13 protein-coding genes are annotated in these 19,432 nt (G+C 65.6%); 9 read left to right on the plus strand and 4 right to left on the minus strand.

From position 1 onward, the window contains the following. Positions 1-234 precede the first annotated feature (234 nt). The 7 genes from Q9293_RS14130 (at position 235) to Q9293_RS14160 (ending at position 10,995) form a co-directional block, all read left to right on the plus strand. A complete protein-coding gene (locus Q9293_RS14130) occupies positions 235-2,661 on the plus strand; it encodes a hypothetical protein (RefSeq protein WP_306247604.1) in 2,427 nt (808 codons plus the stop codon). A gap of 153 nt (positions 2,662-2,814) precedes the next feature. Further along, positions 2,815-4,005, plus strand: coding sequence for an acyltransferase family protein (locus Q9293_RS14135; RefSeq protein ID WP_306247606.1), 1,191 nt, complete (start codon positions 2,815-2,817; stop codon positions 4,003-4,005). A gap of 77 nt (positions 4,006-4,082) precedes the next feature. Then, complete coding sequence (locus tag Q9293_RS14140; RefSeq protein WP_306247607.1) at positions 4,083-6,656, plus strand: ATP-dependent Clp protease ATP-binding subunit; 2,574 nt, start codon at positions 4,083-4,085, stop codon at positions 6,654-6,656. A 143-nt stretch (positions 6,657-6,799) separates the two neighbouring features. Beyond that, entirely contained in the window at positions 6,800-8,230 is a 1,431-nt protein-coding gene (locus tag Q9293_RS14145; protein ID WP_306247608.1) for an HD domain-containing phosphohydrolase, read from the plus strand. Beyond that, complete coding sequence (locus tag Q9293_RS14150; protein WP_306247610.1) at positions 8,227-9,057, plus strand: response regulator; 831 nt, start codon at positions 8,227-8,229, stop codon at positions 9,055-9,057. Before Q9293_RS14145 ends, Q9293_RS14150 begins: the two co-directional genes overlap by 4 nt. Positions 9,058-9,061: 4 nt before the next feature. Continuing rightward, positions 9,062-10,072 (plus strand): glycoside hydrolase family 3 N-terminal domain-containing protein, encoded by a 1,011-nt coding sequence (locus tag Q9293_RS14155; protein WP_306247611.1) that lies wholly within the window; start codon positions 9,062-9,064, stop codon positions 10,070-10,072. Continuing rightward, entirely contained in the window at positions 10,072-10,995 is a 924-nt protein-coding gene (locus Q9293_RS14160; protein ID WP_306247613.1) for a diguanylate cyclase, read from the plus strand. The genes Q9293_RS14155 and Q9293_RS14160 overlap by 1 nt, the downstream gene beginning before the upstream one ends. Positions 10,996-11,054: 59 nt before the next feature. On the opposite strand, the gene metK is transcribed toward Q9293_RS14160, so the two are convergent. After that, complete coding sequence (gene metK, locus Q9293_RS14165; protein WP_306247615.1) at positions 11,055-12,197, minus strand: methionine adenosyltransferase; 1,143 nt, start codon at positions 12,195-12,197, stop codon at positions 11,055-11,057. Positions 12,198-12,365: 168 nt separating this feature from the next. On the opposite strand from metK, the gene Q9293_RS14170 reads away from it, so the two are divergent. Beyond that, positions 12,366-13,499, plus strand: a complete 1,134-nt coding sequence (locus Q9293_RS14170) for a hypothetical protein (protein WP_306247617.1) — start codon at positions 12,366-12,368, stop codon at positions 13,497-13,499. 164 nt (positions 13,500-13,663) lie between these two features. Beyond that, positions 13,664-16,246: a hypothetical protein gene (locus tag Q9293_RS14175; protein WP_306247619.1), complete on the plus strand. Its 2,583-nt coding sequence runs from the start codon at positions 13,664-13,666 to the stop codon at positions 16,244-16,246. 48 nt (positions 16,247-16,294) lie between these two features. Here the strand turns inward: Q9293_RS14175 and Q9293_RS14180 are convergent, their stop codons facing one another. The 3 genes from Q9293_RS14180 to Q9293_RS14190 are packed head-to-tail and all read right to left on the minus strand — an operon-like array spanning position 16,295 to position 19,417. Then, entirely contained in the window at positions 16,295-17,551 is a 1,257-nt protein-coding gene (locus Q9293_RS14180) for a 1-acyl-sn-glycerol-3-phosphate acyltransferase (RefSeq protein WP_306247621.1), read from the minus strand. Beyond that, positions 17,551-18,801, minus strand: a complete 1,251-nt coding sequence (locus tag Q9293_RS14185; RefSeq protein WP_306247624.1) for an MFS transporter — start codon at positions 18,799-18,801, stop codon at positions 17,551-17,553. The genes Q9293_RS14180 and Q9293_RS14185 overlap by 1 nt, the downstream gene beginning before the upstream one ends. Positions 18,802-18,826: 25 nt before the next feature. Next, on the minus strand, positions 18,827-19,417 hold the full coding sequence (locus Q9293_RS14190) for an OmpH family outer membrane protein (protein ID WP_306247626.1): 591 nt from the start codon (positions 19,415-19,417) through the stop codon (positions 18,827-18,829). Positions 19,418-19,432 lie beyond the last annotated feature (15 nt).

Consider the following 19,432-nt stretch of genomic DNA (forward strand, 5'->3'; position numbering starts at 1 on the left):
CGCAGAGTCGCATGAGTGCTCACTGAGCGGGCCTTCTAAACCCAACGCAGGAGCCCGTTCTAGATCGAAAGGCAGCGAAATTCTGGAATGTCATTCCTCCGGGGATGAAGGTGCCGAATTGTCACGCGGAGCATCCCATTCCATTTGTATGATTCCTCCGCAAGCCAATGACGCTGGCCCTCTACAGGCCCATGCATCGCGTTCCAGCGCATCGCCATCCCGCCAGGAGGTTTCATGACCGCCCGCCCGCGTTCCCAGACTTTGGTCAGCTTTGCGCTCAGTGCCCTGCTGGTGTTCGCGCTGTCGGCCTGTGGTGGCGGCTCCAAGGGCGGCGGCACCGCCAACAACGGCAGCACCCCAGGCACCACACCTCCCCCGGCTGCGATCCCCGCGCCCACGGGATTGCAGGCCGTTGCCGCCGACAAACAGGTGTCCCTGTTCTGGGCAGCCAGCGCCGGGGCCACCAGCTACAATGTGTGGGTGGCCACCCAGAGCGGTGGTACACCTGCTTTGCTGGGCAAAGGCACCGCGACGCAGTACCTGGACACGGGCCTCACGAATGGGACGGCCCGCTACTACCGCGTGAGCGTGGTGACCAGTGCGGGGGAAAGCGCGCCCTCGTCTGAAGTGGCGGCGACCCCCAGCGCGGACGCGAACCCTCTGCCGGTGCCGGAGGATCCCACCAAGAACCAGGTCGGGCTCGGCGTGTGGTTCAACACCGACTGGGATGGCGCCTCCGCTTTCGCCGATGTCTTCAAGCAGTCGCGCCCCTGGCTGAACGCCGCCTGGAGCGCGCCTGCGCCTGTGGATGCGCAGGGCTGGCCCACGTCGGATGCCTCCACCGTGCTGTTCACCAATCCGGCCTCGGTGGTCGACGGTACCTACAAGCTGGTCTTCACCGGCCAGGCCAAGGTGGCGGGCATGTGGTGCGGGGCGGTCATCGCGAACCAGACCTATAACGCGGCCACCAACACCACCACGGCGGATGTGACCCTCACCAAGCAGGGTGCCGATTCCTGTGGCCTGGTCTTCACCAACACCCAGCGCACGGCCAGCAGCGCCGTGGGAACGGGCTTCACCAACGCCCGATTCTACCGGCCCGGCTACCCCGCTGACGGCAGCAAGGTCTTCACCGATCCCTTCCTCAACGCGTTCCGTGCCGCGAACGCCCGGGCGGTACGCATGATGGATTGGGGCGGTGGCAGTTCCGATATCGTCCAGCACTGGGCCGACCGCGTGACGCCCAACAGCGCCACCCAAGGCGGGCTGCCCGCGCCGCCCTACACGGCCCCCGATGGCACGGTGTACAAGGGCACGCTGGGCGTGGCGCTGGAACACCGGATCCAGCTCAGCAATGCCCTGATGATCGACTGCTGGATCAACATCCCGCCCGTGGCCGACGACGACTTCGTGCTGAGGACCGCCCAGGCCCTGCGCTTCGGCACGGATGGCACCAATCCCTACACGTCACCCCAGGCGAATCCCGTGTTTCCGCCGCTGCATCCCAGCCTGCGGGTCTACCTGGAATACGCCAATGAGAACTGGAACAGCGCGGGCGGTTTCTACGCCTTTCACATCCAGCAGGCCATCTGCTCACACCTTCCCGCCGGGCACCCGCTGCTGGTGAACCCCGCCACCGACAGCATCTGGACCACCATGTGGCGCTACCCCGCCTGGCGCATGGCCGCCATCAGCGAAACCTTCCGGGGCGTCTTCGGCGATGCGGCCATGATGACCCGCGTGCGACCCCTGCTGGAAACCCAGCAGGGTGATGCGCAGGCCACCCTCAGCACCGCCCTGCGCTGGCTGGAGCCCTACGCCAAGACCTTGTCCAAGCCCCGCGCCATCTCCGATCTCCTCTATGGTGTCGGAGGCTCTGCCTACTACGGCGTGAATGCAGGCACCAGCGCCGACCCCAACACATTCTTCGCCGCGGGCAACTATCCTGCGAAGGAGAACGTGGCTGGCTGGGCCATCGATTCCATGTGGGCCTACAACTATGGCGTCAAGCATGTGGCCTACGAGGGCGGTCCCAGCATGGATGCCTTCAGCGAAGCGGACAACCAGCGCCTCAACGCCGATCCTCGCATGCAGACCCTTGTGCAGGCCACCCATGATGCCTGGTCTTCCGTGGGCGGCGACCTCGCCACCTACTACTGCCTCACGGGCCCCCCCACCTGGGAATTCACACCCGACATCACCAAGACCGACAGCCCCAAGCTCAAGGCCCTGCAAGCCATCATGGCCACACCCCGGGCCCCTGTGACACTGGGCGCCGCCCTGCCCGGCAGCATCGTGGCCACGAATGCCGATATCGCCAAGGTGCGCATCCGCGCCGGATACGGCTACCCCTACACCATCGACAACCTCCCCTGCGAGGCCGGCTTCAACCTGGGTGATTGGGTGGCCTTGCCGGGCCATTCGTCGAAGGCCCTCACCGGCACCCTCACCGTCAAAGGCAATGTCAGCGCCGCCGCCCAGTTGGCGGTATGGGTCAATGGCGTCCAGCAGGGCACCGTGTCCTTCCCGGCCCCCAGTGGTGGAACCCAGCATCTGGTGGACAGCACGCCGCTGCAGGTGAACCTCCCGGCCGGCTTGACGGTGCTGCGCCTCAGCGCCGTCTCGGGTGGTTTCACGCTCTACAGCGTGGACATCAAGTAGCCGCAAGGTCCATTGAAAAGTCAACGTCACTCGCCATTCGAGATGACGAGGTAGCGATACACTGGGCCGTCCCCCCGGCTCCACCCCCCTTGCCCTCGATCCTCAGGGCGGCGGCGTCGGCCTACTCATTTCTCACGAGACGAGGTTGCCGCCATGTCTGATTCCGCCACCGAGCGAGCCGGGCGCGTTCCACCCCAGGAGCGCCTGCTCTCCCTGGATCTCTACCGTGGCCTGTGCGTCCTCGGCATGATGATGGTCGACTGGCCCGCCGACTGGGATGCGCGCTTCAACCTCTTCAACCACGCGGAGTGGACCGGCATCACGGCGCCGGATTTCATCTTCCCTGGCTTCATGTTCATCGCGGGCGTGGCCATCCCCTTCGCCCTCCAGACGAAGAAGGCGGCTGGCGTATCCGCAGGCAGCCTCTATGGCGGCATCTTCCGCCGCAGCCTGCTGCTCTTCGCGCTGGGCTACTTCCTGAACTACTGCTGGTACTCCGGGCCCCATGGCGAATTCTCCATTTTCAGCCTGCGGCTCATGGGCGTCCTCCAGCGCTATGCGCTGGTCTATCCCATCGTCGCCATCGCCTACCTCCACCTGGATGTGAAGCGGCTGCTCTGGGGCGCGGCGGCGCTGTTGCTGGGTTACTGGGCGCTGATGGCCCTGGTGCCCGTGCCGGGCTTCGGCAAGCCTGATCTGATGCGCCTACCCCAGGGTTTGGTGACGCCCAACCTCGCCACCTGGCTCGACCTGAAGGTGCTGCGCGGCGTCATCGGCGCGGATTCACCCTACGATCCCGAAGGCCTGCTCAGCACCCTGCCTTCCATCGCAACCACGATCATTGGCGTGGCCGCGGGCCAGTGGATCCGCCGCACCGAGCTAACCAAAGAGGATCGCGCCAACAGCCTTTTCGTCTGGGGCGTGGTGCTGGCGATGCTGGGCTACCTCTGGGGCCTGAGCTTCCCGCTGTCCAAGAAGCTGTGGTCCAGCTCCTTCGTCCTGCTCATGGGCGGCTGGAGCCTCCTTTTCTTTGCGGGGTTGTTCTGGGCCGTGGACATCAAGTCCAAGACCAGCCGCCTGCTGGCGCTGCCCCGGTGGTACGGCATGAACGCCGTGGCCGCCATCGTGACCTTCACCGCGCTCGAAGCCGTGCTCAGCCGCCTCCCCGTGGGGCACAAGGCCAACGGCACCGCACTGGTGCTGAAGGAATTCCTGAACGACCACCTGCTGAAATCCTGGATGCCGGACAAGCACGCCTCGTGGGTCTACTCCGTGGTCATGATCCTGCTGCTGAGCCTGTTCTTCCGCTGGCTGGACCAACGCAAGCTCTACCTGCGGGTCTGAGGAGCCGAATTTAAATTTAGAAGAAAATTTTAGTGCAATTCAATCAGATTTGACACACCCTATAGCTGAGGTGTGCCATGTCCCTCCTTCCCTTCACCCAAAAAGCCAATGACGCCCTGGTGGCCGCTCAGCAGCGCGCCTCCCAGGACCATCACCCCGAACTGGTGCCCCAGCACCTCTTCTGGGCCCTGCTCTCCCAGGATGCGGGGTTGTGGCCCCTATTGGAGCGGGCGGGCCAAACCCAGGAATCCATTCAGGCCCTGGCGGATGCGGCGGAAGCTCTGGTGGCCAAGCTGCCCCGGGCCGTGGGCGGCGCCGAACCCCAGGTGGGCGCCGCCTTCCGCCACTTCCTGGAGGTGGCCAGCGACACGGGCCGCGGCCTGAGTGATCGGTTTCTCGCCACGGACGCCCTGCTGCTGGCCCTGACCAACGCCCATACCGATGCCAAACACGTGCTGGAGCGGTTCGGCCTGGATCGCAAAACCCTGGACGCTGCCATTCGCGAGGGGCGCAAGGGCTCCCGGGTGGAGGACGAAAAGGCCGAGGAGAAGTTCGCCGCGCTGGAGAAGTATTCCAAGGACTACACCGCCCTCGCCGCCGCCGGAAAGCTGGATCCCGTCATCGGCCGCGACGAGGAGATTCGCCGTGTGTTGCAGGTGCTGTCGCGGCGCACGAAGAACAACCCCGTGCTCATCGGCGAGCCCGGTGTGGGCAAGACCGCCATCGTCGAGGGCCTGGCCCAGCGCATCCACAAACGGGATGTGCCCGAAGGCCTGAAAGGCCTGCGCGTCATGGGGCTGGACATGGGCGCGCTGGTGGCCGGAACCCAGTACCGGGGCCAGTTTGAGGAACGCCTCAAGGGCGTCATCCAGGAAGTGGAAAAGGCCGATGGCCAGATCGTGCCCTTCATCGACGAGCTGCATCTTCTGGTCGGCGCGGGGGCGGTGTCAGGCGGCATGGACGCCGCCAACCTGCTGAAACCCGCCCTGGCCCGCGGCGAGCTGCGCTGCATCGGCGCCACCACCCTCGACGAGTACCGCAAACACATCGAAAAGGATTCGGCCCTGGAGCGCCGCTTCCAGCCCGTTTTCGTGGAAGAACCCGGTGTGGAGGATGCCATCTCCATCCTGCGCGGCCTGAAAGAGCGCTACGAGCTGCACCACGGCGTGCGCATCCAGGACGGAGCCCTGGTGGCGGCAGCCCAGCTGAGCCACCGCTACATCGCCGATCGTTTCCTGCCTGACAAGGCCGTGGACCTCATGGACGAGGCCGCCAGCGCCGTGCGCATTCAGCTCGACAGCCGCCCCGCAGAGATCGACGTGCGCGAACGCCGCGAGCTGCAGCTGCAGCTGGAAAGACATTCGCTCACGAAGGAGAAGGATGCCGCCAGCCGCGCACGGCTTGGAGACATTGAAAAGGAGCTGGCCGAGCTCAACGAGGAGCTGGGCCGCCTCCGCGCCCAGTGGGAAAACGAAAAAAAGATCATCGAGGGCACCCGCAGCCTCCAGAAGCGCCTCGACGACCTGCGCATCGAGCTGGAGCAGGCCAAGGTGAAGGGCGAATACGAACGAGCCTCCCGCCTGGAATACGGCGATATCCCGGCCCTGGAAAAGCAGCTGACGGCGGCCTCCCCCAAGGAAACCGCCATGCTGCGCCTGGAAGTGGGACAGGCCGACATCGCGTCCATTGTGAGCCGCTGGACCGGCATTCCCGTCAGCCGCATCCTCGAAGGCGAGGTGGAGAAACTGCTCAAGATGGAAACCCGCCTCCAGGAGCGGGTGGTGGGACAGGACCCGGCCCTGACCGCCATCGCCGATGCTCTGCGCCGCAACCGTGCGGGCCTGGGCGATCCCAAGCGGCCCATCGGCAGCTTCCTCTTCCTGGGCCCCACGGGCGTGGGCAAGACCGAAGTGGCCCGGGCCCTGGCGGAGTTCCTGTTCGACGACGAGAACGCCCTGGTGCGCATCGACATGAGCGAGTTCACCCATGAAGCCGACGCCACGCGCCTCATCGGGGCCGCGCCCGGCTACGTCGGCTATGAAGAAGGGGGCCGCCTCACCGAGGCCATCCGCCGCCGCCCCTATGCTGTGATCCTGCTCGACGAAATGGAAAAGGCCCACCCGCGCACCTTCGACCTCTTCCTTCAGGTGCTCGAAGATGGCCGGCTCACGGACGGCCAGGGCCGCACCGTGGATTTCCGCAACACCGTTGTGCTCATGACCACCAACCTGGGCAGCCAGGCCATCTTCGACGCCGGGGGCGATCCCACCAAGGCCGAGGCCGCGGTGCAGGAGGCCCTCCACGCCCACTTCCGGCCCGAATTCCTGAACCGGCTCGACGAGGTGGTGATCTTCCGCTCCCTCAGCCGCGACGACATGAAGGCCGTGGCCCGCATCCAGCTGAGGCGCGTCGAGTCATTGCTCCAGGCCCAGCGGCTGGAGCTGGAGGTTCCCGAGACGGTCCTGGATTGGCTGGCCGCCGAGGGCTTCGATCCCCTCTACGGGGCTCGCCCCCTCAAGCGTCTCATCCAGCAGGTGGTCGTGAACCCTCTGTCCCGGCTGGTCCTGCAGGGCCAACTGCAACCCGGCGGCCTGGCCCGGCTGGTGGTGCGGGACGGGGAGCTCACCGTCGAAGCAGAGGCGGTGCAATAGGCCTGCTTTTCAATCAAATGACTCATATAAAAAGACGTGCCTGATCAGGGTTGCCCTCGGCGCACCAGGAAGTGCCTGCAGGTGTCCCGAAACTTGTCCTGGGCGGACGCTGGTCCGATGAGGTCGGCGTACCCGGAGTCTGCGTGCCCCTCAAGTCCCCCATTCCGATCCTCATCGTGGATGATGAGGCTGATCTCCGTAACCTGCTGGTGGAGGCCCTCCAGGATCAGGGTTACGCGGCGGTGGGTGCCGACGGCGGAGCCCAGGCCCTGGCCCGGGTGCAGGAACAGCATTTCCCCGTGATCTTCACGGATCTGAACATGCCCGGCGGCCTGTCCGGGCTGGAGTTGTTGCGGGCGGTCCACGACCGGGATCCCCAGGCCATGGGCATCCTCATGACCGGCTATGCCACCACGGAATCGGCCATCCAGGCCCTCAAACGCGGAGCCTACGACTTCATCCAGAAGCCCTTCAAGCTGGCCGAGATCGAAGCCAGCCTGGAGCGGGCGCTGGAGCACTACCGCCTGCTGCGGGAGAACGAGGAATACCAGCAGAACCTCGAACGCATGGTGGAAGCCCGCACCCAGGAGATCCTGGGCCTGAAGAACGACATCGAGCGGCTGTTCGAGGGCTTCGTGAACGCCTCCGTGACGGCCATTGAAGCCCGCGACCCCAGCACCTCCGGCCATTCCAGCCGGGTGGCAGACCTGACCGTGGGCCTGGCCGAGGCGGTCAACGACACGCCCAACGGCCCCTACGGCGGCCTCTACTTCAACCCCTTGCAGATCCGCGAAATCCGCTACGCCAGTCTGTTGCATGACTTCGGCAAGGTGGGCGTCCGCGAGCAGGTGCTCGTGAAGGCCAAGAAAATCGAGGGCGAGCGCCTGGAGAGCATCTTCCAGCGCCTGCACCAGCGCACCCTCGAGGGCATGCGCGACCGCATGCTCGAGGCCTGGAGCAAGGGCAGCGCCTTCGACCACGTGGCCATGGGCCTCCTCCTGAATCAGCAGGAAGAGGAAACCCGCCGACTCATGGAACTGGTGCGCAAGAGCAACGAGCCCACCGTGCTGCCCGAGGCCGTGGCCGAAGAACTGAACCTGCTGGGAGACCTCACCTACCAGCACTGGACCGGCGACCACCGCACCCTCATCGACACCCAGGATCTCAACCTGCTGAAGATCCCCAAGGGCAGCCTCTCGGAAGAAGAGCGCAACGAGATCCAGAACCACGTCACCTACACCTACCGCTTCCTCAGCCAGATCCCCTGGACCTCGGAACTGGCGGGCGTCCCTGAGATCGCCTGGGCGCACCACGAGCGCCTAAACGGCAAGGGCTATCCCCGCCAGCTCAAGGAGCCCGACATCCCTGTGCAGAGCAAGCTCATGGCCGTCTCCGACGTCTACGACGCCCTCACGGCGGCGGATCGCCCCTACAAGGCCGCCGTCAGCGTGGAGCGCAGCCTGCAGATCCTGGAGCAGGAAGCCAAAGTGAACCTGTTGGATGCGGAAGTGCTCAAGATCTTCCTCGAGGCCAAGATCTACGAGCGGACGGTGGCGACAGGGCGAACGCCATGATCCAGGATCCCATCCTCATCGTGGACGACGAAGTGGAGGTGCGCTCGGCGCTGCTGGAGGCCCTCACCAGCCACGGATACTCTGCCGAAGCGGTGGCCAGCAGTGAAGCCGCCCTGGTTCGTCTGGCGGAGCGCCGGTTTCCGGTCGTACTGACCGACTTCCACATGCCCGGCGGCCGGTCAGGCCTCGACCTCATCAACGAGGTGCGGCTGCGGTTTCCCGACACCCTCTGCATCCTCATCACCGCCTACGCGACGCTGGATACCAGCATCGAGGCCATGAAACGCGGGGCCTACGATCTGGTCCAGAAGCCCTTCCGCCTGGCCGAAGTGGAGATGGTGCTGGACCGGGCGTTGGACCATGCGGCCCTGCTCCAGAAAGTCCGCCTCTATCAAACCGAGCTGGAGGATCGCATCCTCAGCCGCACCCGGGCCCTTCAGGAGGCCCATCACGAGGCGCTCGCCCTCTGCGACCTCAGCCTGCAGGCACTGGACGCCCCGGGGCTTCCCGAGGGCCTGAATCCGCTGCTGGACCGGATTGCCTCCCGCTGGCAGCCCGCTGGCCTCGGCTGCTACCGGCGCGGTGAGCAGGGCAACCTGGTGTGCCTCGCGACCCGCGGCCCGGTGCCCCTGCCCCCTTCGCTGGACCGCCCCCTGCCCGGGCCCCTGAAGGCCCCTGACCTGGGCTATGCGGAAAACCACTTCCTGCCCCTGGGAAATGCGGGTTGGCTGTACCTGGGGTTCCCCGAGCGCTCCGCCTTCTCGGAAAGCGACCCGGCTTTCCTGTTGCTCGCCCGTCACCTGGAGCTGCTCCTCCGGGTAATGTGAGGGGATGACGCACGCGCACCAGCTCCTCTGGACCGGTTTCCGAGGCCTCGACCCAACCGGTGTGGACCTGCCCTTCCAGCCTGGGGGCGTGGTCCTGTTCGGCCGGAACCTCGATCCTGATCCAGAGCTCGGCCCCGCCCGCTGCCGTGCCCTCATCGATGGCCTTCAGGCACGCTTTGGCGCCGAGCTGCCGCTGGCCGTGGCCGTGGATCAGGAGGGAGGTCCCGTGAGCCGCCTCCGCCTCTGGACCGGCCCCACACCTGCGCTCCGCCAGCTTTGGACCTCCGGCGGCGCGCCCGCCTGCGCCCGGTGGGGACGCCTCTGGGGCGAAGGGTTGCGCCTGCTGGGATTCAACGTGGACTTCGCGCCGGTGGTGGACCTCTGGGATGGTCATGTCGGCACGGGCATTGGAGATCGGGCTGCCAGCGACAAGTCGGCTGAGGCCGCCGCCGCCGCCGGCGCCTTCCTGCACGGGCTGGAATCCACCGGAATGCGCGGCTGCCTCAAGCACCTCCCGGGTCTGGGCGGCACCACGCTGGACAGCCACCAGGGCCTGCCAGCCTTGACTGATGAGGCTCAGGTGAACCACAACGCCGGGGCATTCATACCCTTGGCCCACGCCGATCGGCTGATCATGGTCGCCCATCTGCGCACGCCCGCCAGCGGCCCGCTGCCTGCGAGCCTCCACCGCGGTTCCGTGGCGGACAATCCCTGGCGCTTGCAGGGCCGATTCCTTCCGGACGACATGGAAATGGGCGGTTGCGCGGACTGGACCTGGGACGACCGGGTGCGCTTGGCCCTGGAAGCGGGCCACCAGTGGCTGCTGGTCTGCCAGACACCCGAAGGATGGACGGCCTGCGCGGAGGCCGCGGCGCACCTTCCTGAGCCGAGTTGGGCCCCCGCCCTGCAGGCTTCTCAAACCATGCGCCGGAACCTTCCGGCACCCCTTCCCTTCGATCCCCGGTCCTGGAAGGACTGGCTGGCGCGGCTGCAAGCGGCCGCGAAGGAGCATTGATGGCGGGCCGCATTCTCATCGTCGACGACAACGCGATGATTCGCAGCGAGATCAAAGCCGTGCTCATGAAGGACGGCGGTTTCACGCATTTCCTGGAGGCTTCCGACGGCCTCACCGCCTTCAAGATCATCATGGAGAATCCGCCGGATCTGGTGCTCTGCGATCTGGTGATGCCCGGCTTCGATGGATTGAAATTCCTGGGCCTCAAGGCCAGCCGCAAGGAATTGGAACAAATCCCCGTCATCATCCTCACCGCCGAGGACGACCTGGACCGCAAGGCGGAAATCCTCGAACGGGGCGCCTCCGACTACGTCACCAAGCCCTTCCATGAGAAGGAGCTGCTGGCCCGGGTGCGCATCCACACCAAGCTGAAATTGCTGCAGGACGAGCTGCGGGAAAAGAACCTCCAGCTTGAGGATCTTTCCGTGACCGATCCACTCACGGGCCTGGCCAACCGGCGCCGGCTCATGACGCGCCTCGAGGAGGAAGTCCACCGGGCCCGCCGCCTGAAGACGCCCCTGTCCGTCGTGATGATCGACATCGATCACTTCAAGCAGGTGAACGACGCCCATGGCCACGCCATGGGCGACGAAGTGCTGCGCAACATCGGCGGCATGCTGAAAGGCAGTGTGCGGGCCACGGATCTGGCCGCCCGCTACGGGGGCGAGGAGTTGACCCTCGTCTTGCCGCACACGGACCTGCCCGCGGCCCGGCAGGTGGCCGAGAACCTCCGTCAGAAGTTCGCGGAGCTGGACCACAGCCTGGATGGCGTGTCCATCCGCAAGACTGCCAGCATGGGCGTAGCCACCCGGGAGGGGCAGGCCGATTCTCCCGATGCTGAGAACCTGCTGAAGAAGGCCGATGAGGCCCTTTATCGCGCCAAGCAAGGCGGCCGCAACCGGGTGGAAGCATCGGGGGAATAGGCAACCGGACATAAGAACGCGGCCCCTGAGGCCGCGTCCTTATGAAGCGAGTTTGCGTTCTACTTCGCGGCCTGGCGCAGAGCCTCGATCTTGTCCGTCTTTTCCCAGCTGAATTCAGGACGGCCGAAGTGACCATAGGCGGAGGTGGCTCGGTAGATGGGCTTGCGCAGGTCCAGGGCCTCGATCATGGCCTTGGGCGTGCAGCTGAAGACGCTGCGCACCGCGCGGACGATGGCTTCATCGGACACCTGCCCGGTGTCGAAGGTGTCCACGGCAATCGAAACAGGCTCAGCCACGCCGATGGCGTAGGCCAACTGGATCTCGCAGCGGCTGGCCAGGCCCGCGGCCACGATGTTCTTGGCGATGTAACGGCCCATGTAGGCAGCGCTACGATCCACCTTGCTGGGATCCTTGCCGGAGAACGCGCCGCCGCCGTGATGGCCGCTGCCGCCATAGGTGTCCACGATGATCTTCCGGCCCGTGAGGCCCGTGTCGCCCATGGGCCCGCCCACCACGAAGCGCCCGGTGGGGTTCACGTGGTAGATGGTCTGGGCGTCCAGCAGGTCGGCGGGCAGTGAGGCCTTGATGACATCCTGGAGGATGCTGTCGCGGATGTTGTTCTGGGTGACGTGCTCGTCGTGCTGGGTGGAGATCACCACCGTGTGGATGCGCTTCACCGTGTCGCCATCGAATTCGACGGTGACCTGCGATTTGCCGTCGGGCCGCAGCCAGGGCAGCTGGCCGTTCTTGCGCACCGCTGACAGCTTGCGGGTCAGCAGGTGGCTGAAGTGGATGGGCGCGGGCATCAACTCGGGCGTGTCGCTGCAGGCATAGCCGAACATCAGGCCCTGGTCGCCAGCGCCGCCGGTGTCCACGCCCATGGCGATGTCGGGGCTCTGCTGATCGATGGTCACCATCACGGCGCAGGTGTTGTAGTCGAAGCCCTTGATGTGGTGGTCGTAACCAATGTCCTTGACCACGTCCCGCACCAGGGAGGCCACGGGAATGTAGGTTTCGGTGGTAATTTCTCCGGCCACCAGCACGAGGCCCGTGGTCAGCAGGGTTTCACAGGCCACGCGGCTGCGGGGATCATCCTTCAGGGCAGCGTCGAGCACCGCATCGGAGATCTGATCCGCCATCTTGTCTGGATGGCCTTCAGTGACGCTTTCGGACGTGAACAGGTGCCGCCCCTGGGTGGCCATGCGTGACTCCTAGATGAAGCCCCTCAAACATCAGGTTGGGGGAACAATGACTATAACCCAGATACACCTTTCGGATGACGCAGGAAACCTTGCCTTGCCTTAACCTTAAAGACTAAGGTTGGAAGATCCCGTTTTTTGGCGCACAGACCGTGCCCCGTGGAGGAACCCATGAATCCATTCCGCCGTCCGACGCTGGCGCTGGCCCTGATGGCCGCGTCCATCTTGATGGTCTCGACCGCCTGCAAACGCGAAGATCCCCAGATCCGGGAGCTGACCCAGAAGGCCGCGGAAGCCGACAAGGCCAACCAGCAGCTGAACCAGGCAGGCGCCGAGCAGCAGAAAAAGCTGGCGCAGGCCGGGGTGAACGATGTGAAGCCCAATGCCGAGACCCTGCAGCTGACGGACGAGCAGAAGAAAGCCCTGGAAGAGCGCATCAAGAACGAGAAGAACAGTTCTTACCAGGCCCTGCTCCAGGAGGTGCTGGACAAGGACAAGGAGATCAAGGAAATCAACACCAAGCTCGCCAAGCTCAAGGCCGATCTGCCCAAGCCGGACGTGGCCAAGCAGAACGACAGCCACTACGGCATGGCCATGAAATTCCTCAAGAAGAAAGGCGTGCCTGAGGCTGAAGCCAAGAAGCTGGTGAGCCGCGTGACCATCCTGGAAAAGCTGGCACCGGGCTTCGAGGTCTACCACTTCTACGCCAACGGCACCTACGGCACCTGGGTGTCCCAGGGCAAGGCCAAGATCACGCCCAACGACCTGATGCGGCAGGAGCGCGAAAAGATCGAAGGGGAGCGGGATGAGGCCGTGGCCGCCAACGAAAAGCTGCAGGAAGAAGTGGTGGATCTCGAAGGCCAGAAGAAGAAGATCGAGGAGGAGATCGCCGGCCTCCGCTCCGAGCGCACCAACCTCATCGAAGAGCGTGCCAAGCTTCAGGCTGACAACGCCGCTCAGGTTTCCAAACTGAACTCCCTGCACTACGTCATCGGCACCCGCGACAAACTGAAGGCCGACGGCGTCATCGAGATCCCCGTCTTCGCCAAGGACCGCGCGGGCAAGAACTGGCGCGACGAAGTCTTCACCCAGAGCCTCGACCTGCGCTCCGCCAAAACCATCACCATCAAGGCGGCCGATCTTGGCCTCAAGAAGATTGGCAAGGTGAACGTGGTACCCGGGTCCTACATCAAGGATGAGCACTACAAGCTGACCATCAGCGAGGACAAGCTCAGCGCCACCGTGGAACTCATCACCGTGAGCCGTTTTAAGAATGACAAGGTCGTCTTTGCAGTGACAGACTGAGCCTACCCTGAGTCAGCCAAAGGCCCCTTCGGGGGCCTTTGTTTTGTCTGGCATTTCACCTGCGGGCGAACTATTGTCGGAAAACCAATTCTCCGTCCTCTTCAACTCCACCCATGAGGTGTGCGATGCATCGACGCTTAAACCAAGCGGCTCTCGGAACCGTGTTGCTGACGTTGCTGGCCTGCAACGGCGGCGGCGATTCCAAAGCCCCCATTGCCGGAACGTCGACGGGGCAGACGCCGAGCAGCACCATGGCGGCCTTCGTGCTCGACAAGGATGTGACGAAAGTGACCATCCCCCATCCCAACATTCTGGCAACAGCCACCGCGGGCGATCCGTTGGCCTCGCGTGCGCCGGCCACGCCCATGACGCCCCCTGAAGCCCTCGCCTATGTGAACCTGCACGAAATGGGCGGCACCAATGCGGTGGCCGGCATCAACGCCCCGATCTACATCCAGTTCACCGCCCCGGTGGATAAAGCGACCGTGACCCCGGCCAACATCAAGGTGTTTGAAGTCACGCCGGATGCCACGACCGGCTATGAGAACGCAGCCCTGGGCTTCACCGATATCTCCGCCACCTTCAGCTACCGCTACACGGCGGGCAGCACCGATCTCTTCCTCTTCCCGGAATTCCCCCTGCAGCCGGGCAAGCGCTACCTCTACGTGGTCACCAACCGCGTGATGGATGCCGCCACCCCCAGCAAGCCCATTTCCGCTTCTCCACAATTTGAAGCGCTGAAATCCACCACGACCCTGGCAGGCCCCCTGGCGGATCTGGAAGCCGTGCGCCGGGATAAGCTCTACGACGACACCAAGGCCCAGAACAACACCACGAACCCCCGTCTCCTGTCGGGCTACGCAAAGGTGATGGACGATCTCATTGCCGCCAGCGCCACCACCACCGTGGCCAGCCGCAGTGACATCGCGCTGCTGGGGCGGTTCATCACCACCGGCGCCGGTGCCATCTCCCTGACCACCGCCAGCCCCTCTGCCACCGGAGCCCGCCTGCTCCCGATGGAAAGCGCCCTGCGCGCCTTCGCCTTCGGCTCCGCCAATGGCCTGGGTGGCCTGTTGGCTGGTAAGACCTGGACCAACACCATCACCGTCCCGGCCAACGATGCCAGCCACATCTACACCTTCGTGGCGGGCACTGCCGCCAGCCCCGACCTCTACTGGGCCGCGGTGCTCACTGCCGGTGGGCACACCGTCACCGCCGCGCCGACCACCGTGGGAACCGTGGTGCTGGGTTCTTTCAGCAGCGCCGACCTGTCCATTGATCCCGTGGTGGCCCAGGCCAGTGCCAACGTGGCCAACTTGAACCTGACCGGCGTCACCGGCGCCTACAACCCGGCCGCAGGCGTCACCCAGGCCTTCCGCGTGAGCAACAACCTGGTGGGCTTCTACCACACGGATCGCACGGTGCCCTTCGTCTACATCGCGCCCAACCCCGCCGTCGTCGGCCCGGCCCCCGCAGGCGGCTGGCCCGTGGTCATCTATCAGCACGGCATCACCTCCCAGAAAGAATCCGTCATCGCCGTCGCCCAATCCCTGACCGCCATCGGCCGGGCCGTGGTGGCCATCGACATGCCCCTCCACGGCGCGCTCGCCGTGCCCACGCACACCACCGGCGCCTCCTGGGGCCAGGATTTCATGGCCGTGGGCGCCCCCCTGGCCACCCGCAGCAACATCCAGCAGGGTGCCTTCAACCTCGACCGCCTGGAATTCGTCCTCCGCGCAGGAGCCTTCGCGGGCCTCGGTGCCGCGGCACCTGCCACGGATGCCACGAAGTACAAATTCCTCGGCCACAGCCTGGGCTCCATCGTCGGCGCCTACTACCTGGCCGGAAACACCTCCTTCACCTACCCGGCCGGCCCCTCCGGGCCGCCTTACATCCAGAGCACCCTCAACGGCGACATGAAGGGTTACCTTGCCGTCCCCGGCGGGCGCACGGCCTACGTCATCCAGAACAGCCCTGCCTTCAACGGGCCCAACGCCGACCCGGCCAAGGCCTATCCCATCGATCAGGGCCTGGCCGCCAAGGGTGTCGCCACGGGCAGCCCCTCCTATCACATCTTCTTCCAGATGACCCAAAGCGTGGTCGACCCGGCCGATCCGGCCAGCATGACCACGCCCCTGGCCGCGGGCCTGCCCAGCCGCCTCTCAGGCCGCGTCGCCATTCAGGAATCCACCAGTTCCACCTACAGCACGACCCTGGTGGGCAAGGATCTGCTCCCCATGCCCGTAAACGGGGACACGGTCATCACCAACGCCTACACCCGCTACTTTGCCAATGCCCTGGGTGGGCGCGAAGTGCTGGGAACCACCCCCACCAATGCCGCCATCGTCAATGTCATCGCCCCGGGCTTCAAGCAGCTCGCCTATACCGCCGGCGGAACCCCTGCCCATGCGGCCGGGGTGGTGGGCACGCCCTTCCTGCGCACCTTGACTGCGGGCGCCCTGGCCAACAAGGTGGCCGATGCGGCCACTTCCGCCGCCGCCGCCAGCCCCACGGAAGGCTTCTTCCAGTTTGACCAGAACGCCATCGGCCACAGCTCCCTGCTGGATCCCACCCTTGATGCCACCTCCGGACCCATCAACACCGGCTTGCTGCAGAAGCAGATGCGCTACTTCCTGCTCCTCGGCATCGTCTCGGATCCCACTCAGGGCGCACCGGCACTGCCCTTGACCGTGGTCCCGGTAAAGGGTGTGCAGGCGCCCGAGTCTTACACCATCCTCGGCTACTAGCACCATCGGCACTGGCACAGGAAAGCGGGGCTTCGGCCCCGCTTTTCGTTAGCCCCGAGCCAGGACCGGAAAGGCCTTGAGCAGTTGTTCTCGGGCCTCAAGAAGCTCTGGCACGGCTGGATCACGTCGGCGAAGAAAACCCCGAATGGCCTGAAGGTCTTCACCCGCCCGTTCCAGGAGGGGCTGCCCGAGAACGACCATGCCCAGCGCCAGCCAGGGGAGGAGTGCCGCCCAGCCTCCCCACGGCCAAGCCACGGCGCCAGCCAGGAGCAAAGCCCAGAGCGGCAGCAGCAGCAGACCACCCAGCAGCTTGAGGGTGGCGGTCAGATCCCCCTCATCCGTGAAGCGGGCGGCGATCCACCCGGCCAATCGGTAGGGCGGCCAGAACAGAAGCCAGGGCACCGCCAGGACCACCGCCAGAGACAACCGCAGCATCGCGCCCGGAAACCAGCGGCGCACTTCAGCCCCAGGATAGGGATGGCCCACCTGATCGGGGCGCAGGCCCCGCTCCCGCAGCCAGGCCTGCACCTCCTGCACACGGGTTTCCAAGCTGGCGAAGGTGGCTTCCGGAAGTGCGGCCAGATGGGGCAGCAGGCCCTGGACCCGTCGCCGCAGGGCTTCCAGATCCACGCGGCTGCCCGGGGCCTCCGCCATAAGCCAAGCCACCTGCTGGGCCAGGGCCAGGCTGCGTTCGTCGGCGCCATGCAATGTGAGCGGCTTGAGGGCCTCACGGATGCGGCCCGTCAGTTCGGCCACGGTCTCGGGTCCGGTGCCGCGGGCCACCAAATCCGCAAAAGGAACGGGTTCACCCAGCCGCAACAGCACGCTGTGACGAAAGCGCCCCCGGTCCCCATAAACCAGTCCCGCCGGAACCACCGCCAGGGGCACCGGACAGCTGAGGGCAATCCGGGCAGCACCGGTTTTCAGGGGTTCCAGGTCTGCATGGGTGTGGCTCACGCCTTCGGGGAACATGGCCACGGACCCGCCCTGGGCCAGCACCTCATGGACCTTCCGGAAGCTCTCCAGGATCGAGGCCCTGGTGGCCCCGCCGTCCTTGGGCCGGGTCACGGGAATGGCCCGGAAGGCCGTCAGGAAGGGCCGGAGCAGAGCGATCTTCCAGAGCGTGGCCTTGGCCAGCCAACCCGCCCGGCGATCCAGCAGGGCCGCCGCAGCCAGGGGATCCAGCAAACCGTTGAGATGGTTCAGAAGGATGAGGCAGGGCCCGCTGGGAAGATCCGGTCCTTCCCTTTGCAGGCCCCGGAACCAGATCCGGGCCAGGAGCCGCGCGGTCCGGCTGGCGGCCATCAGGCCTGTCCCGGCTTGGCTTCGGCAGAGCGGCGGTGTCGGGCCCACCACAGGGCCAAACCGCTGATCAGGATGGCGGGCAGCACCATGGCCATGGCTCGGCCCAGGGCCTCACCACCAGCCAGGCCAGACGCATGAAGCGCATCGGCACGGCGCCCCACCAATTCTGGGCTGATGGCGTCCCCCAACAAGTGGATGAGCAGCACATTCAAGCCCACGCCCGTGGCGCGCACGCTGGCGGGCAGGCAGCTCACCGTCAGGGCATTCACCGGACTGGTGTTCACGAACAGGAGCAGCATGCCTGCGAAGAACAGGGCGTAGACGGCCCCCAGACTTCCAGCGCCCAACGCCAGGGCCACCATGGGTGTGGCGGCCAGGAGGGTGAGGCCTGAAATGCCCACGCCCGCATCAGGCCAGCGCTTCTGCCAGCGGTCCGTGAGCCAGCCGCCCAGGAAGGTGCCCAGGATGCCGGTGATGACGGCCAGGGCCCCGAACACCAGCCCCGCCTTGGCGGTGCTCACCGCGAACCGGCGCTGCAGCAGGGTGGGCCCCCACATGCTGAGCGCCCCCATGGCGAAGGTATAGGCCACATAGCTGGCGGTGCAGGCCAGCCAGATGCGGTTGAAGAACACGTGGCGCAGCCGTTTGATGTAGGGCAGCGAAGCATCCGTATCCACATCAGCATCCATGCCCCCGCGAACCGGATCCAATTGGAAGGCCATCCATGCCGCGAAGGCCAACCCCGGCAGGCCTGCCACCAGGAATGAGGCCCGCCAGCCCCAGGCTCCTGCCACCAGGCCACCCAGGCCATACCCAAAAGCGCTGCCCACGGGAATGGCCAGGTAGAACCACGTGAACTTCTTGGCCCGCTCGGCTTCGGGAAAACCATCGGCCATCATGGCCGGGCCCAACGTGGCGTAGGCAGCCTCGCCCACGCCTACCAGGGAGCGCATGATCAGCAGCGCGGAGTAGCTGTGGATGAAGGCCGCGCCCACCGTGGCGAGACTCCACAGAGCGACGCCGCCCGCCACCAGACGGGGACGGTGGAACCGGTCTGCCAGGTAGCCGAACAGCGGCGCCGAGCACATGTAGACCAGGATGAACACCAGGGTCAGGCGGCCCAGCTGGGCATCCGTGAGATGGAGTTCCTTCCCCAGCGGTTCGAGAACCGCCGCGACGACGTACCGATCCAGGTAGTTCACCAGGTTGATCCCGGTGAGCAGCAGGAGCAGCCGTCGCGCGGCGGTCATCGTCGCGGTCGTCTGGGTGGCTGGACTACTTCTTGGGAGCCGCAGACTTCGGCGCAGCGGGCTTCGGCGTGGCGGCAGGGGCCGCCGGGGCGGCCTCGCTGGCATCCAGGCGCTTGGCCACTTCCGTGGTGAAGGCCTTCATCCAGTCCTGGTCAGCCCAGGATAGGATCTGCACGGCCTGATCCGAAAGCACCAGCTGGAGCTTCTGTTCCTTGGCCAGACCTTCAACGATGGGAGCAGCCAGCTTGGTGATGGCATCGCCCACCTTCTTCTCCACGCGCTGGTATTCCTGCTGGCTGTCCTCCTGCATCTTCTTGGCCTCAAATTCCGCATCCCGGAATTTCTTGGCCAGCGCATCCTTCTTTTCAGGATCCAGGCTGGGGGAATTCAGCTGCTGCTGCATGGTCTGAAGCTCCTGGCCCTTGGCGGCCAGCTTCTCCTGCAGGTTCTTGCCGGTGATCTCCAGTTCCGAGAAGATGGCTCCCGCCTTCTTCGAGGTGCGCACGAGCTGGTTGATGCTGAAGAAGGCGAAGCGGGGCGTCTCCTGCGCGGCGACGGGCACGGCGAGGGCCGCGGACAGGCAGAGGGCAGCCAGGGAAGGGGCGAAGAGGCGCATGAACAGCTCCAGGGG

The sequence above is a fragment of the Geothrix sp. PMB-07 genome (assembly GCF_030758935.1).
In the GTDB taxonomy this organism is placed as follows: domain Bacteria; phylum Acidobacteriota; class Holophagae; order Holophagales; family Holophagaceae; genus Geothrix.

What these genes read in the sequence shown, in the direction of transcription:
- Q9293_RS14130 (WP_306247604.1), top strand. Translation starts at nt 235, where the DNA reads ATGACCGCCCGCCCGCGTTCCCAGACTTTGGTCAGCTTTGCGCTCAGT.
- Q9293_RS14135 (WP_306247606.1), top strand. Translation starts at nt 2,815, where the DNA reads ATGTCTGATTCCGCCACCGAGCGAGCCGGGCGCGTTCCACCCCAGGAG.
- Q9293_RS14140 (WP_306247607.1), top strand. Translation starts at nt 4,083, where the DNA reads ATGTCCCTCCTTCCCTTCACCCAAAAAGCCAATGACGCCCTGGTGGCC.
- Q9293_RS14150 (WP_306247610.1), top strand. Translation starts at nt 8,227, where the DNA reads ATGATCCAGGATCCCATCCTCATCGTGGACGACGAAGTGGAGGTGCGC.
- Q9293_RS14155 (WP_306247611.1), top strand. Translation starts at nt 9,062, where the DNA reads ATGACGCACGCGCACCAGCTCCTCTGGACCGGTTTCCGAGGCCTCGAC.
- Q9293_RS14160 (WP_306247613.1), top strand. Translation starts at nt 10,072, where the DNA reads ATGGCGGGCCGCATTCTCATCGTCGACGACAACGCGATGATTCGCAGC.
- metK (WP_306247615.1), bottom strand. Translation starts at nt 12,197, where the DNA reads ATGGCCACCCAGGGGCGGCACCTGTTCACGTCCGAAAGCGTCACTGAA.
- Q9293_RS14170 (WP_306247617.1), top strand. Translation starts at nt 12,366, where the DNA reads ATGAATCCATTCCGCCGTCCGACGCTGGCGCTGGCCCTGATGGCCGCG.
- Q9293_RS14180 (WP_306247621.1), bottom strand. Translation starts at nt 17,551, where the DNA reads ATGGCCGCCAGCCGGACCGCGCGGCTCCTGGCCCGGATCTGGTTCCGG.
- Q9293_RS14185 (WP_306247624.1), bottom strand. Translation starts at nt 18,801, where the DNA reads ATGACCGCCGCGCGACGGCTGCTCCTGCTGCTCACCGGGATCAACCTG.
- Q9293_RS14190 (WP_306247626.1), bottom strand. Translation starts at nt 19,417, where the DNA reads ATGCGCCTCTTCGCCCCTTCCCTGGCTGCCCTCTGCCTGTCCGCGGCC.